At 65.5% G+C, this 15383-nt stretch carries 15 protein-coding genes and 1 pseudogene; 5 read left to right on the plus strand and 11 right to left on the minus strand.

What is annotated here, in order from left to right; genetic code table 11:
* Positions 1–41: 41 nt before the first annotated feature.
* Positions 42–224, minus strand: coding sequence for a hypothetical protein (locus ABNX08_RS03575; RefSeq protein ID WP_349605688.1), 183 nt, complete (start codon positions 222–224; stop codon positions 42–44).
* Positions 225–481: 257 nt separating this feature from the next.
* Between ABNX08_RS03575 and ABNX08_RS03580 the strand changes: the two genes are divergently transcribed.
* From ABNX08_RS03580 to groL, 5 genes and pseudogenes are all read left to right on the plus strand, one after another.
* A complete protein-coding gene (locus ABNX08_RS03580) occupies positions 482–1723 on the plus strand; it encodes an IS4 family transposase (RefSeq protein WP_051370080.1) in 1242 nt (413 codons plus the stop codon).
* Between the two features lie 56 nt (positions 1724–1779).
* A pseudogene (locus ABNX08_RS03585) lies at positions 1780–1914 on the plus strand (hypothetical protein); the annotation flags it as partial.
* 181 nt (positions 1915–2095) lie between these two features.
* On the plus strand, positions 2096–2566 hold the full coding sequence (locus ABNX08_RS03590) for a fimbrial protein (RefSeq protein ID WP_349608904.1): 471 nt from the start codon (positions 2096–2098) through the stop codon (positions 2564–2566).
* A 388-nt stretch (positions 2567–2954) separates the two neighbouring features.
* Positions 2955–3245 carry a co-chaperone GroES gene (gene groES / locus ABNX08_RS03595; protein WP_010813047.1) on the plus strand — a complete coding sequence of 97 codons (291 nt, stop codon included), beginning with the start codon at positions 2955–2957 and terminating at the stop codon, positions 3243–3245.
* Positions 3246–3290: 45 nt separating this feature from the next.
* A complete protein-coding gene (gene groL, locus ABNX08_RS03600; RefSeq protein ID WP_349608907.1) occupies positions 3291–4934 on the plus strand; it encodes a chaperonin GroEL in 1644 nt (547 codons plus the stop codon).
* A gap of 118 nt (positions 4935–5052) precedes the next feature.
* Here the strand turns inward: groL and ABNX08_RS03605 are convergent, their stop codons facing one another.
* From ABNX08_RS03605 to ABNX08_RS03650, 10 genes are all read right to left on the minus strand, one after another.
* Positions 5053–5838 (minus strand): metallophosphoesterase, encoded by a 786-nt coding sequence (locus tag ABNX08_RS03605; protein WP_349608908.1) that lies wholly within the window; start codon positions 5836–5838, stop codon positions 5053–5055.
* 187 nt (positions 5839–6025) lie between these two features.
* On the minus strand, positions 6026–7000 hold the full coding sequence (locus ABNX08_RS03610) for a type II secretion system F family protein (RefSeq protein ID WP_349608910.1): 975 nt from the start codon (positions 6998–7000) through the stop codon (positions 6026–6028).
* A gap of 72 nt (positions 7001–7072) precedes the next feature.
* Positions 7073–8050, minus strand: a complete 978-nt coding sequence (locus ABNX08_RS03615; protein ID WP_349608912.1) for a type II secretion system F family protein — start codon at positions 8048–8050, stop codon at positions 7073–7075.
* Between the two features lie 45 nt (positions 8051–8095).
* On the minus strand, positions 8096–9469 hold the full coding sequence (locus ABNX08_RS03620) for a CpaF family protein (protein ID WP_349608913.1): 1374 nt from the start codon (positions 9467–9469) through the stop codon (positions 8096–8098).
* Between the two features lie 51 nt (positions 9470–9520).
* The gene (locus tag ABNX08_RS03625) at positions 9521–10714 is read right to left on the minus strand and encodes an AAA family ATPase (RefSeq protein WP_349608915.1); all 1194 of its coding nucleotides are present in this window, start codon (positions 10712–10714) and stop codon (positions 9521–9523) included.
* 73 nt (positions 10715–10787) lie between these two features.
* Positions 10788–11249, minus strand: coding sequence for a TadE family protein (locus tag ABNX08_RS03630; RefSeq protein WP_349608917.1), 462 nt, complete (start codon positions 11247–11249; stop codon positions 10788–10790).
* Positions 11246–11755, minus strand: coding sequence for a TadE/TadG family type IV pilus assembly protein (locus ABNX08_RS03635; protein ID WP_349608919.1), 510 nt, complete (start codon positions 11753–11755; stop codon positions 11246–11248). The genes ABNX08_RS03630 and ABNX08_RS03635 overlap by 4 nt, the downstream gene beginning before the upstream one ends.
* A gap of 9 nt (positions 11756–11764) precedes the next feature.
* Positions 11765–13066, minus strand: coding sequence for a pilus assembly protein TadG-related protein (locus ABNX08_RS03640; RefSeq protein ID WP_349608921.1), 1302 nt, complete (start codon positions 13064–13066; stop codon positions 11765–11767).
* 22 nt (positions 13067–13088) lie between these two features.
* A complete protein-coding gene (locus tag ABNX08_RS03645; protein WP_349608923.1) occupies positions 13089–13427 on the minus strand; it encodes a hypothetical protein in 339 nt (112 codons plus the stop codon).
* 26 nt (positions 13428–13453) lie between these two features.
* Positions 13454–15337, minus strand: a complete 1884-nt coding sequence (locus ABNX08_RS03650; protein WP_349608925.1) for a type II and III secretion system protein family protein — start codon at positions 15335–15337, stop codon at positions 13454–13456.
* Between the last annotated feature and the right edge of the window lie 46 nt (positions 15338–15383).

Below are 15383 nucleotides of genomic sequence, written 5' to 3' on the forward strand. Positions count from 1 at the left end.
CATCACGCCGAGCCATACCATCGTCCATTGTGTCTTCCTTATTAAATCCGTGCGCGGCGATGCAGGTCACGGCCGCCGCCCCGGGCAGGTATACGCAGGAAAATCTCGACTGAATTCATGATGATCGCATTTGTGCAATTTTTTTCGCGATCTTGCCCGCAAGCGTGGCAAGCAAGACTGGTGAGTTGGCTGGCGGCAGCATTCATGGGAGCGGGTATTTTCATGTCAGCTCTCCCGTCGGCGTGGGCATCCTGCACTTATGCGGACGGCTTTGAATTGCTGAACATCACGGTTCCCTTGAGCGGGGCCATTGTTGTACCAATCCACCCAAGATAAGCCGTCAAATAGAATCGCAATTTGCCACGCGCACGCTTGACAGATGACGAGGTTCGAGCGGCCGCCGCCCTGCTTGCGCTGGCTGTTTAGCGCAAGCAGGGCGGCGGCCAATAGAGGATCGTTTCTCGATCTTCGCTTGGCTCTCATGCCCCTGTCCGATCTGTTCGCTACGCTTACCCAATATCTGCACACCAAGGTCTTTCACGATCTTGCCCGTCATCCCGAATATCCAGCCGCATTCACCCGTCAGCGCAAGCTCACCCTGCCCACACTGATCGCGTTCATGCTTGGCAACTTGCGCATGGGCGTTCAAGCCGAACTCGATCAATTCTTCGCCGCGCTCGCCCGCCAAAACACCTTGTGCCGGCGAGTCAGTGAACAAGCCTTCGCCCAGGCTCGCAGCAAACTCAGCGGCGATGTCTTTGCTCACCTCAATGACTGGCTGCTTCAGCAGGTGTCCAACCATTTGCCGCGCTGGCATGGCTTTCGGCTGGTCGCAGCCGACGCCTCGCACCTGCGTTTTGCCATCCGCCACAGCCATCTGCCTCGAGCCGCCACCCGTGATCAACTCGCTTTCGGCCTGTACCTCCCCGGGGCCGAGATGATGCTCGCCGCCTCACTGCACAGCGTGCTCGAGAACGAACGCCAGATCCTGTTCGAGCATCTGGACCGCCTGCAATCCGACGACTTGCTGTTGCTCGACCGCGGCTACCCGGCCCGCTGGCTGGTAGCCGTACTCAACCAACGAAACATCCCTTTCTGCATGCGCGCCGACGGTAGCGGCTTTGCTGCCCTGCGGGACTTCGTCCGCTCCGGCCGCGCCGAGACCGTCGTCACGCTCCCGGCTCCAGCCCGCAATGACGCGCGCGACTATGAATGTGCGTCCGTCCCGCAGACCGTCCGGCTCATCCGGCAGATCTCGCCAGCCGCCAAGGTTCGCGTGCTCATCACCAATCTGCTCGACAGGCACCGCCATCCGGCTGCCACCTTCCGCGATCTCTATCACCAGCGCTGGCGTCTCGAGGAGGCCTTCAAACGCCTCAAACACCGCATGGCACTCGAACACCTGTCCGGCCTCTCACAGTTGGCCGCCAGGCAGGACTTCGGAGCCAAAGTCCTGTGCGATAACCTGCACGCCCTGTGCTGTCTTGCGGCCGCGCAGGAACATGACATTGACTCGGATCATCGGATCAACCGTGCCTACGCCATCACCGCCCTTAAACGTGTCCTGCCTGCACTGCTGCTCGGCCTGCGCTGGGCCAAGGCTGCCCTGAACGAGACCTTGACCTTGATCGCAACACGTCTCCAGCGCGTGCGACCAGATCGCGCCAAGCCCCGTCCACCACGCCACAAGCCTCATCGACATGCCGCTTATAAGGCTTGTTGATGCTGCTTATCTTGGGTGGATTGATTGTTGTACCCCGTGATGCGCCCGTCGGTGCAATGCTGGCGACATTCAAGTGGGCCCCAGCGAATACCAGCCAGTTCTATGCGTCCTGTTCCGGGTCGTTCACCCGTAGCTGGACGCTTCCGGTCACGCCATACCCGGCGGGTGCGGACAAGGTCTTCCCCACCAACGTCCCCGGTATCGGGGTGAAAATCACCAACCAACAGACACCGTTTCCCATCACATCCACGGGCACAGGGTCGGTGCATTTTTATTGGGGCGGCCAGAACCTGAATTATGTTTTTGTGAAGACCGGTCCGATTTCCTATGGGACGATATCCGCTGCCAGCCTCCCGACAGTCAGGTACGATTTTGACAATTCCCTGGTTATTTATATTGCCACCGCGGCGGGAAGTATTTCGTTTAGCGCCTTCCTGTCAGACCCCGGATGTCCTGGTCGATCTTGGCGTGCATCGCACTTCGGAATTCACTGGCGTGGGAGCCTATTCTGCCTCGAAAGGATTCAATATCGCCCTGAATAATTGCCCGCCCGGGATCAATAACATCCGATACCAGATTGATGCCCTGACAAACGTGCTTGGCGGTAACGGCTCGGTCGTGGCACTCGATGGTGCATCGACGGTGACGGGAGTCGGCGTCCAGTTGCTGGATGGCTCGGACAAGCCCTTTGCGCTGGGTAGCACGGTGAGCCTGGCTGGCTTTAATGGCAGCACCGGCGGCAACTATACGATCCCCCTCCGGGCTCGCTACTACCAGACCGGCAGCAAGGTGACCAGCGGAACCGCCAACACGCTGATGACGTTCACCATGGTGTACCAATAACAATCACTATCCGCTTCGGTTGCACGACGAAGTGACGCCGCCCCGGCATCTGGGTAGCCCTGCCGACGCCTGCGGATTGTCATGGCGGCTTTGGCCTGCAGGTCAGCTCACCAGATCTGTGGGATTTGGCCGCAGTGGAGTGGCTTATTCGCCATACGGAAGCGACTGGCCGGGCGTTGTTCCCAGCAGAATGCACCCGCTTCGGGAAAACCCGCATCAAGTCCCTGTCTTGAAATGCCCCTACCCCGTCCCTATAATTAGCACTCGCCGGGGGTGAGTGCTAACAGCATGAACAGCCCCTTGCGGCACCTGAACATTTCAGACGGCCGTCGCCTCGGTAGCCGGCCGATTTGTGAATAGAAACTCACTTTTGCATCTAGGAGTCCGTATGAATCTGCGTCCTTTGCACGACCGCGTGATCGTGAAGCGTCTGGACAACGAAACCAAGACCGCGTCCGGTATCGTGATTCCCGACAACGCTGCCGAGAAGCCCGATCAAGGCGAAGTACTGGCAATCGGTCCTGGCAAGAAGGATGACAAGGGCAACAACATCGCCCTCGACGTCAAGGTCGGCGACCGTGTGCTGTTCGGCAAGTACGCCGGCCAGGCCGTGAAGGTGGAAGGCCAGGAACTGCTGGTCATGCGCGAAGAAGACATCATGGCCGTGGTGAACAAGTAATTCACCGACTGACCGCCACCCGTACAGATTTCAGGAGATTCAAGAATGGCAGCTAAAGACGTAGTGTTCGGCGACGCCGCACGTGCCAAGATGGTCGAAGGCGTGAACATCCTCGCCAACGCAGTCAAGGTGACCCTGGGCCCGAAGGGCCGCAATGTGGTGCTGGAGCGCAGCTTCGGCGGCCCGACCGTGACCAAGGACGGCGTGTCCGTGGCCAAGGAAATCGAGCTGAAGGACAAGCTGCAGAACATGGGCGCCCAGATGGTCAAGGAAGTGGCTTCCAAGACCAGCGATAACGCCGGTGACGGTACCACCACCGCAACCGTGCTGGCCCAGTCGATCGTGCGCGAAGGCATGAAGTACGTTGCCGCCGGCATGAACCCGATGGACCTGAAGCGCGGCATCGACAAGGCTGTTACCGCTGCCGTGGAAGAGCTGAAGAAGGTCAGCAAGCCCACGACCACCAGCAAGGAAATCGCCCAGGTTGGCGCGATCTCGGCCAACAGCGACACCTCGATTGGTGAGCGCATCGCCGAAGCCATGGACAAGGTCGGCAAGGAAGGCGTGATCACCGTCGAAGACGGCAAGTCGCTGGCCGACGAGCTGGAAGTCGTGGAAGGCATGCAGTTCGACCGCGGCTACCTGTCGCCGTACTTCATCAACAACCCGGAAAAGCAGGTGGTCCAGCTGGACAGCCCGTTCGTGCTGCTGTTCGACAAGAAGGTTTCGAACATCCGCGACCTGCTGCCGGTGCTGGAGCAAGTGGCCAAGGCCGGCCGCCCGCTGCTGATCATCGCTGAAGACGTCGAGGGCGAAGCCCTGGCGACCCTGGTGGTCAACAACATCCGTGGCATCCTGAAGACCGCCGCCGTCAAGGCCCCGGGCTTCGGCGACCGCCGCAAGGCCATGCTGGAAGACATCGCCATCCTGACCGGCGGCACCGTGATCGCTGAAGAGATCGGCCTGACGCTGGAAAAGGCCGGCCTGAACGACCTGGGCCAGGCCAAGCGCATCGAGATCGGCAAGGAAAACACCATCATCATCGACGGCGCCGGCGACGCAGCGGCGATCGAAGGCCGCGTGAAGCAAATCCGCGCCCAGATCGAAGAAGCGACCTCGGACTACGACCGTGAGAAGCTGCAAGAGCGCGTGGCCAAGCTGGCCGGCGGTGTTGCCGTGATCAAGGTTGGCGCTGCCACCGAAGTCGAAATGAAGGAAAAGAAGGCCCGCGTGGAAGACGCCCTGCACGCCACCCGCGCTGCGGTGGAAGAAGGCATCGTCCCCGGCGGTGGTGTGGCCCTGCTGCGTGCCCGCGCTGCGATCTCGGCACTGACCGGCGAAAACGCCGACCAGAACGCCGGTATCAAGATCGTGCTGCGCGCGATGGAAGAGCCGCTGCGCCAGATCGTGCTGAACGCCGGTGAAGAAGCGTCGGTCGTCGTTGCCAAGGTCATCGAAGGCAAGGGCAACTACGGCTACAACGCGGCTTCGGGCGAGTACGGCGACCTGGTGGAAATGGGCGTGCTGGACCCGACCAAGGTCACCCGCACCGCACTGCAGAACGCCGCTTCGGTGGCTTCGCTGATGCTGACCACCGACTGCGCCGTGGCCGAATCGCCGAAGGAAGAGTCGGCTCCGGCAATGCCGGGCGGCATGGGCGGCATGGGTGGCATGGAAGGCATGATGTAATTTGTGCCGACCGACTGCCGGTGATTGCCGGCAGGCTGTCAGACAAGAACCCCCGCGGGTGCGAGCCCGCGGGGGTTTTTATTTTGAACGGTGCCCGCTGAAGGCGCGCGCCGCGGCGTCAGACTTCGACCACGCAACACCAGTCGAAGCGCTGATTCTCCAGCTCGCCGGTACGCCGGCTGACATAGCCGCGCGGATTGCACACCACGCGCGAATCGTCGATGCAGTAGTCGAAGCTGGTGTGGGTATGGCCGTGTATCCACAGGTCGGCCTGCGCCACCAGGTCGGGCCGGCGCGAGAGGAAGCCGCCGGAAACCAGGTCATGCGAATAGCGCGGGTCCAGGCTGCCGAGGTCGGGGCCGTGATGGGTGACTACTATCGTCTTGCCGTCGAAGGGCTGCGCCAACTGGGCGGCAAGCCAGGCCGATGCGGCCTGGTGGCGCGCCAGCGCGTCCTCCGGCGTGAAGTGCCGCGCGCGGCCGTCGTCGCCGGCCAGCTCGATCAGGCGGTGGTCCAGCATCACTGCGGCGCAGGCCTGCATCGCGTCCTCGCGCCGGTCGTTGCCGAACAGCGTGTAGTCGGTCCACCAGGTGGTGCCGAGGATGCGCACGCGCCCGCGCGCGCCGCTGAACTCGGCCACCGAACCGTTGAGAACTTGCATGCCGGAGTGATCGGCGGCGGCTTCCGCCATCAACCGGTCGACGGTGTCGAAATTGCTTTCGTAGTACTCGTGGTTGCCGGGGACATAGACCACCGGCTGGCTGAAGGTGCGTGCCGCCCAGTCGATGCCGTCGCGGCCGTTGGCGATGTCGCCGGCCAGTACCACGATGTCTGCGTCGCAGTCCGGTACCGACTGCGGCATGTTGTGCTCGATATGCAGGTCGCTCAGGATGCGTAGCTTCATGGGGACTCCGGGGCGAGGTCGGCGGGGGAATTGCTTGCATTCTTTAGAAGCCTGCCGCTCCGGTCAAGTCCCGTGCCGGTTTGGCCCGTAAACAAAAAAGCCCGGAACCAGGTCCGGGCAAGGGACTGTCTGGCCGGCATTGCGCCGGGAGACAGCCGGGGGAACCGCAATTGGTTACCCGTGAGTACTATCCACCCTGTCCTGCCATCGTCGGCAACAGGACGCGATAGATCTGGATAAACGCCGGTCCCAGCAGCACCAGCAGCAGTGAGGGAAATATGGTGAAGATCAGCGGGAACAGCAGCTTGAGTGCGATCTTGGCCGCCTGCTCCTCGGCCCGCATGCGACGCTTGGTGCGCAGCATGTCCGACAGCACCCGCAGCGACTCGCCCAGGCTGGTGCCGAAGCGGTCGGCCTGGATCAGCATCGAGGCGAACTTGTCGACGTCCTCCACCCCGGTGCGCAGCGACAGGTTCGAAAGCGCCTTTTCCTTGGAGAAGCCGGAGCGCAACTCCAGCAGCATCAGTTGCAGCTCGTCGGCCAGCACCGGGCAGCGCAGCGCCAGCTCGTCGGCCACGCGCATCAGCGCCGCATCGAGCCCGAGGCCGGCTTCCACGCACACGGTCAGCAGGTCGATCACGTCGGGGAATTCTTCGAACACGGTGCGCTGCCGTTGTGACACCTTGCGCGCCAGCACCACGTTCGGCAGGTAGTAGCCGATGGCGCCCAGCACCGCCAGCAGCGCGAACATAATGTTGCGCTCCTGCATGGCCGGCTGGCCGCTGAGCGCCATCAGCCCGATCATCGGCAGCGCCACCGCCAGCACCGTCTTGGCGGCAAAGTACAGCGGCGCGGCGCTGGTGTTGCGCCAGCCGGCGTTCATGAAGCGCACGCGCAGCTGCGAGTTCTCCCAGCCTTCCTTGGGCAGCGACAGCCGCGACACGGGCTTGGACCACTGCACCAGCTTGTCGACCCAGGCCTGCACCTTGCCCGCGTCCGGCGCGACGCTCCCCGCCTGGCCCGCGAGCTGCTCCATGCGCCCCCGCATGCGGTCGGGCGAAAACACGTGCAGCACGCCGAACACCATGCCGAACGCCGCCACGAATATCAGCCCAAGCAAGATCAGCTGATCTGCCTGAAACCCCTGGATAATGCCTTGCATGATGGACTCCCGTCAGGATGGCTGTCCCTGCTTGTTATAGCGCCGCCGCTTGTGACGTTGCACGGTGCCGCCTCATACCCGGATACGGATGATCTTGCGCATCCACAGCACGCCCATGACCATCGAGAACAGCGCGCCGCCGATCATGCGCACCCCCAGCGGGTCTTCCCACAGCACCCGCATGAAGCCCGGGTTGACAACCAGGATCAGCCCGGCGGTGCAGAACGGCAGCAGCCCCAGGATCCACGCCGACAGCCGGCCCTCGGCCGACAGCACGCGGATCTTGTCGAACAGCTTCAGGCGGTCGCGCACCAGGTTGCCGATGGTGTCGAGGATCTCGGCCAGGTTGCCGCCGCTCTCGCGCTGGATCAGCACCGCGATGACGAAGTAGCGAAGGTCGTTGATCGGCACACGGATGGCGAGGTTGGTCATGGCCTCGTCCAGCGCCACGCCGTAGTTGATCTCTTCGAAGGTGGTGCGGAACTCCGGCCCGATCGGCGCCTTCATCTCTTGCCCGACCATGCCCAGCGCGCCGCTGAACGCGTGGCCCGCGCGCAGTGCGCGGCTGATCATGTCGACCGCATCCGGCAGCTGCGCTTCCATCTGCGTGAGCCGCTTATGGCGCTGCCGGATTACATGCAGCACGGGCAGCAAGCCCGCCAGCGCGGCGCCGGCCAGGATGAACGGCACGGGAACCGGGAGCAGCGGTATCAGCGCCACCGCGCACAGCACCACCAGACCGCAGTAGCCCAGCAGCTGCGCCACCGACCAGGTGCTGCCGGACTGTTCCAGCCAGCGGTCGAGCATACCGATGCGCGGCACGCTCATCAGCCACCGCTGCATGCGCGGCGAGTTGCTGAGCATGCGCTTCTTCAGGATCGACAGGCGTTCGGCGCTGACGTGGCCGCCCGCGGACAGCGCCCGCAGCCGTGCCTCGATGCGCTTGGCCGCCGGGCCGTGGGCGTTGTTCCACCACAGGTAGATGCCCTCGACGCAGAGCACCACGGCAACAAACAGCAGAATGCCGAAGGCGTAGAAGATCGTACTCATGTGTATCTCCCCGGGGTTGCTTGTCGTTGTATCTGGGCAGCCGGATTAGACTTCGTAGCGCTTGGCGGGGTCAAAGGTCTCGTCCGGCAGACCCACGCCGAACACCCGCAGCCGCTCGGAGAACTTGGGATACACGCCGGTGGCGCGGAAATGCCCGCGGACCGTGCCGTCCTTGTCCACGCCGGTACGCTGGAAGGTGAAGATCTCCTGCATGTTGATGATGTCGCCCTCCATGCCGGTGATCTCCGAGATGCTGATGATCTTGCGCCGCCCGTCGGTCATGCGCGCCGCTTGCACGATCACGGTGATGGCCGAGGCGATCTGCTGGCGCATGGCTTTTGCAGGCATGGTCAGGCCGGCCATGCTGACCATGTTCTCCAGCCGCGTCAGCGCGTCGCGCGGGGTGTTGGCGTGGATGGTGGTGAGCGAGCCTTCATGGCCGGTATTCATCGCGTTGAGCATGTCCAGCGCCTCGCCGCCGCGCACTTCGCCCAGGATGATGCGGTCCGGGCGCATGCGCAGCGCGTTGCGCACCAGCGCGCGCTGGTTGATCTCGCCCTTGCCCTCAATATTGGGCGGGCGCGTCTCCAGGCGCAGCACGTGGGGCTGGCGCATCTGCAGCTCGGCCGCGTCCTCGATGGTGATGACGCGCTCGTCCTCGGGGATAAAGCCCGACAGGATGTTCAGCAGCGTGGTCTTGCCGCTGCCGGTGCCACCCGACACCAGCACGTTGACCTTGGCCGTCGACAGCGCCTGCAGCATCTGTGCCATCGGCGGCGTCAGGCTGCGCAGGTTGACCAGGTCGGACACTTGCAGCGGATTGACCGCGAAGCGCCGGATCGACAGCAGCGGGCCGTCGATGGCCGAGGGCGGGATGATGGCATTGACGCGCGAGCCATCGGGCAGGCGCGCGTCCACCATCGGGCTGGTTTCGTCGATGCGGCGGCCCATGCGCGAGACGATCTTCTCGATCACCTTCATCAGGTGCGCGTCGTCGTAGAACACCACGTCGGTCAGCTCCAGCTTGCCGCGCCGCTCCACGTAAGTCTGGCGTGCGGTGTTGACCAGGATGTCGGACACCGTGGGATCCTTCAGCAGCGGCTCGAGCGGGCCGAAGCCGAACATCTCGTCGTAGATCTCGACGGTGAGCTGGCGGCGCTCATTGTCGTTGAGCAGTACCTTCTGTTCGTCGACGATCAGGTTGACCAGCGTGCCGATCTCCTGCCTGACCTGTTCCTGCGGAAAGCGCGCCAGGCGCTCCAGCTCGACGCGATCCAGCACGGTCTCGTGCACGTCGCGCTTGAGCGCGTGGTAGCCGGGCGAGGCGGAGGCGGTGGCCTGCCCGCCGAACTGGATCGCGGCGTGGCCGTTGGCATTGAAGGCAGGGCCGGCACCGGCCAGTTGTTCGCGGATGGACATGATGGGTTCCCCTCGTTATCTGTTTCTGTTCGGATGGATTCCGCCGGACGCTCAGGCGCTCCTGGCGCGCAGCATCAGCCGGCGCAACGGTGACACCGCCTCGGGCCGCGGGCGCCGTTCGGCTTCGGGCGAGGCCGCCAGTTGCGTGGCCATGGCCTGCAGGGCGCGTGCAATGGCGCTGCGCCGGCTCAGCTTGGCCACGGGCTCGCCGTGGCTGACGGCCTCGTCCACGACAGCAGGGTCGTCGGGCAGGGCAAAGGCCACCTTCATGCCGAAGATCTCCTCCACCGTCGCGAGCGGAATCTCGGTCTTGCGGCCAGTGCGGTTCAGCACCAGGCGGATCTTGTCGGCGGGGTAGTGCAGCGCGCGCAGGATGTCGATCAGCCGGCGGCCCGGGCGCCCGTAGGCAATGGCCGGCTCGGCCACCACGCAGATGCGGTCGCTGTGGTCCAGCATGCCGATCGACAGCGGATCGATGCTCTGGCCGATATCGAAGATCACGAAGTCGTAGTTCGGCTGCATCACCGACAGGATCCACTCCAGCTTGTCCTTCTGGATCTGGCTGGCCTTGACCGGGTCGGTGGCGCCGGCGAGCACATCGAAGCCGTTGTCCACGTGCACCAGGCAGGCATCGAGAAAGCCCGCGTCCAGCCGGTCGATCTGGCTGCAGATGTCGGGCAGCGTGGACGGCGGCGCCTTGTCGCTGACCAGGTGGGTGAGGTCGCCGAAATGCCGGTTCAGGTCCACCACCAGCACGCGCTTGGTCAGGTGGCGCGCCAGCGCATCGCCCAGGTTGGCGGCGACGAAGCTGGTGCCGGCACCGCCCTTGCACGAGATCACCGAGATCACCTGCGCGGCTTCGCGTGCGCGCGGCACATGCGTGGCCTCCACGCGCTTGAGCGCTTCGGCCAGCTGGCCCTTGTCCAGCGGCCACGACAGCACGTCGCGGATGCCGGCGCGCATGGCCTTGATCAGCACCTCGGAGCCGGGCGCCGGCGTGACCAGGATGCAGGGCAGGTCAGGGTGCTGCTGGCGCAGGGTCTCGATGGCCAGCATCTGTCCCGTGCCGATGGCCGGCAGCTCCAGGATCAGCAGGTCGGCCATGCGCAGGCGGCTGGCGTGATACGGGAAGCGCGCCAGGCCTTCCTGCAGCGACATGGCCTGGAAGTTGCCGACCGCGGCGCTAAGCCGGTTGATCTCGGCCAGCCGTTCGGCGTCTTCGGATGCGATCAGGATCTTCAGCATGATGTCCTCGCAATGCTCTGGTCGATGCTCGGGTGCGATGTAAGGGGGCGGATGGCGTCGTGGCCGCCGTTTGTCAGCTGCATACCGTGCCACCGGTCGACGTGCGCAGGCTTTCGCGCGTCATGGTGGTCGTGAACGGCGGCATGCCCAGGCTCAGCGGCACCAGCGGGATCACCGTGGCCACCGTGACGTTGGCGACGCTGACGGTGACGCTCTGGCAGGTGGAGCGGGCGGTGGCGGCGTCCGAATCGCAGCCGGCGGGCTCGTAGGCCACACTGATGTTCGAGTTCTGCAGCAGCGGCAGCAGGTCGCGCATGCGGTTCTTGATGACGGCGTCACCGGCGTCGCACACCACCGCCATGCGCGCACCCAGGCGCGTCACTTCGGCGGCGGTGTTCCAGTAGAACAGCACGCGCGAGAACTCGGCGATGCCGATCAGCAGCGTGAAGAACACGGCCGCGATCAGGCCGAATTCCACGATCGCGGCGCCACGCTGGCGCGCCCTGGCGCGGCGGGGGAGGGCGAGCGGTCTCATAGCACTTGCCTCATGACGGTGGAGATATCGCTGAAGGTCAGCCCGGCCACATTGATATAGGACTGCATCGGCGAATACGCGAAGCCGGTGATCCTGACGGCGACCAGGTTCACCGTGCCCGCCGGGGTGCCGGTGCCGCCCGGGTTGTCGTAGGTACTGACGTTGTTGAACGACTGGCCGGGGCAACCGCTGGCATCCACGCGGTCGCAGATCACGACCATGGAGGTGGTCAGCCCCGGCGCCAGCGGGGTGCCGGAGCAGGCGCTGTTGCCATACACCGCCAGGCACTTGGCCTCCGCGGCCGGATAGGTGACGTCCTCCGGCGAGAATTGCGACAGGTACCGCGTTGCGGTGCGCGTGGCCTTGGTCAGCGTGTCGTATTGGTAGATCGCGCGCCCGAACTCGGCCACGCCACAGGCCATCAGCACCATCGGCGCGAGCAGGATGCCGAATTCCACGGCGGCCACGCCGCGCTGGCGCTTGTGTGATGTCAAGAGCCGTTTCATCGTCGTCTCCTATTGCACCAGCACCGGCACCAGCGGCCCGACACCGGTGCCTGCGCCCGGCATCCCTTGCGTGGCGCAGGGGCTGCCCGCCATGCTCGAATCGCCGCGGTACTCCAGCCGCACCGTGCTGTTGTTCCCGCCTTTCTGCATGGGCTCGACCATCAGCAGGCAGGCCCAGCCGGTGACCGGGATCTTGTGGGCGCCCGGCGTGGCGAGTGTGGTGCAGTCCACGATCGGCGCCAGCACCAGGCGGCGGTCGGCGCCGGCCTCGTAGACGGACTTGGCGGCGGCACTGCCCTGCGTGTCGAGCTTCGTGGTGGCGTCGCCCTGGTAGGCGTTGTAGGCCTTGCGCGCGGCCAGGAAGTTGGGCTGCGCGTTGCCCAGGCTGTCGGTCGAGCTGCCGTCGTAGGCGTTGCTCTTGGCGATCCAGGTGGCGTCGGTATAGGTAAAGCCGGTGAAGTCAGTCACGCCCAGCGTCTTGCCAGACTTGATGATGCCGAAGCGGCTGTTCCATTCGTCGGACAGCGAGGCCTTCTCCCCGGTCGTGCCGATCTGCGCGCCCAGCGCGGGCAGGTTGCACTGGCCCGCGCCCTTGAGCTGGTTGGCCATCTCCTTGGCGCTGGTGCCGCCGGTCAGGTCGGCCCAGCCGAAGTTGCCGCCGCCATAGGCCACGCTGTCCTTGTCCTCGGTGCCGGCCTTGGTGGTCAGCCACTGGCCGATGGTGTAGCCGCCGGGCACGGGCGGGGTGGCGGTGTCGGGGCGGCACACGAACACCGGGATCGCGCAGGCAGTCTGTGCGGACGTGGTGGTCGCGACCGCGAAGGCAGCCACCGTGCTCGGCCCGATATTGACGCCGGGCAGGGCGTTGAGCACCTGCGCGAACCAGTGGGCGATGCCTGTGCGCGACACGTCGCAGCGCACGTACTTGATGGTGTCCAGCGGGTAGGTGGCCGAGTCCTTGTCGAGGAAGGGGTTGTCGAGCGAATCGGTGTAGGTGACGCTGTCGCTGGCCACCAGTTGCACCTGCTCCTTCTGGAACAGGGCCTGGTTGCGGGAGCCGGCAGTGATGCCGGCCGCTTCCGACACCATCAGCGGCGTGGCACCAGTCAGGTCGCGCGCCGCCGCCAGCGCGCAGGAATCGGCGCTGTTCTGCAGCTCGCTCTTGGCCACGTACAGCTTGCCCAGATCGAGCGCCAGGCCGATAAAGCCGACCAGCACCACGATCATGAGCCCCATGATGATGGCGACGGCGCCGCGCTGCCGCGCGTGGCGGCGCGCCAGCGTGGTGCCCTGAAGCCTGGGTCTGGTCATGATGGCGCTCCCCCGTGATCTGCTAGCGCGAACCGTTGCCGCCCATGCCCACGCCGCCGTAGCCGCCGGCGCCGAAGTCGATGGTCATGGCGGGCGTGCCGTTTTGCTGATTCCTGGACAGTGAGCGGTCGAAGTTCCTCATCGCCGCTACCGCGGTCTTGCCGTCGGTGCCGGTGACTGTGGGAAGGCCGGCCGGCGCGTCGGGGTTGATGATCTGCAGCTGCGTGACCGTGGCCAGCGCCACGCCGCGCTGGCTGTCCCAGACCGGCGTCGAGGTCATGCAGGCCGACAGCGTCAGGCAGGTCAGGCTGCCGAGCACCAGGGCGGCGGCGCCGCGCGAAAGCTTGAGGGTCTTGCTCATGATGGTTCTCCTGTGGGCGCGGCGGATCAGTTGCCGCCCGAGGCGGTGTGGCTGCCGGTGCCGGCGGTCCGTGCCTGCGCGAGACGCGCGGCGGTGGCTTCGATGCGGGCGATGCGCGCGGCGGCGGCGTCGTCGGCTGGCGGGGCGGCCGCGATGCTGCGGACGGGCGCCTGGGCTGGTGTCGGCACTTCGGCGACCGGCGGCATTGCTGTCGCGGCTGCCGGCGCCGCTGCAGGTGCGGCGGGCTCATCCAGCGGCCGTCCCGTCGGCACCGGCCCCATCGAGACCGAGGTGCCGGTCGCGGTTTCGCTGCGCGGTGCCGACGGCGCCGTGGCGGGCGCTGCGGCCGGCGCGGCGGGCTGCGACGGCGCCGGTGCGGGGATGGGGAGGGGCTTGCCGCGGCCTTCCATATTGCCCATGAAGTAGAGCGACAGCGGGTTCGGCGTGGAGAAGCTGTCGGTCGGCAGCGGGTAGTTGTTGGTCTGCATCGGCTTGACCAGGCGCGGCGTGATGATGAACACCAGCTCGGTCAGGTCCTGCTGGTACTGCGTGCTGCGGAACAGCGTGCCCAGCACCGGCACTTCGCCCGCACCCGGCAGTGCCTTCAGCGAGCCGCGTGCGCTGTCCTGCAGCAGGCCGCCGATGGCAAAGCTCTCGCCGTCGCGCATCTGCACGGTGGTGGAGGCGCGCCGCGTGGTGATCACCGGCAGCACGGTCTGGCCGGTCAGGCTGCTGCCGCGCACGGTGGCGCCGGTGGGCGACAGCTCGGACACTTCCGGTGCCACCTTCAGGTGGATGCGGCCGTTGGCCAGCACGGTGGGGGTGAACTTCAGCCCCACGCCGAACTCTTCCTCCTGCAGCGTGACGGTGCCGGCCCCGTTCAGCACATTGGCCTGCGCCACCGGGATATAGATCTTGCCGCCGGCGAGGAAGCTGGCTTCCTGGCCGCTGATGGTGACCAGGTTGGGCTCGGCCAGGATCTTGACCAGGCTATCGTTCTTCTGCGCATCGAGGGCGATATCGAAGGGCCGGTTATTGGCCTTGCTGGCGAAAATCGCGGTCGAGGCGCCGGTCAGCAGCGAGGTCACCAGGCCGCCGGTCCACGAACCGAAGCCGCCCTGCAGGTTCACCGTCGAGCCGAGCTGGTTCAGCAGCGTCTTGGAGACCTCGGCGACCTTCACTTCCAGCATCACCTGCTGCGGCGTATCGACCGACATCATGTTGAGCACGCCGCCCTTCTTGCTGCCTTCGGCCTGCGCGGCGTTGACGTAGGCCTGGGCGATGTCCATGGCCATCTGCGCGGACTGGGCGTTGGTGACGCTGCCGGTCAGCACCAGGTTGTCCGCGGCGGTCATCACGCGGATGCCGGGCTCGCCGGGCAGCAGCTGGCCGAGCGAGGTCTGCAGCCCGCCGGCATCGGCATTGACCACCACGTTGATGATGCTGCAGGAGCCGCTGCGGCCCTGCACGATCATGTTGGTGGTGCCCACGCTGCGGCCCAGCACGTAGAGCGTCTGCGGCGACACCATGGTGGCCTGCACCACGTTCGGGTTGCCCAGCGTGCGGTTGCGCACGGCCTCGGGCAGCGGGATCAGCTGCGACTTGCCGACCGGCACCACCACGCTGGATTCGTTGCGGATCGCGCCGGTGCAGTTCGGCCCGCGCGCCTCGGCGGCCGGGATGGGCGCCGGGGCGGAGTTCTGCGCGACGGTGGCGGGCGCCCCGGGCGTCATGCTGATGGTCATCTGCATCGGGCCCGCGGGCGCCTTGGCGGCGGCCGGCGTGGTCGTCTTGGTCAGGTTGCCCGCCTCCATGGCGACCTGCGCGGCGACGGCCAGCGGGGTGCAGAGGATCACGGCCAGCACCAGGGTGCGGGTGCTGCCGGCGGCTTCGGTCATTTTCTGTTTCATTTTGAATCTCCCCCCGGAGAGGTGATGCTGATCAGGATTCGTTGTC

The organism is Cupriavidus sp. DF5525 (genome assembly GCF_040149425.2).
In the GTDB taxonomy this organism is placed as follows: domain Bacteria; phylum Pseudomonadota; class Gammaproteobacteria; order Burkholderiales; family Burkholderiaceae; genus Cupriavidus; species Cupriavidus pickettii_A.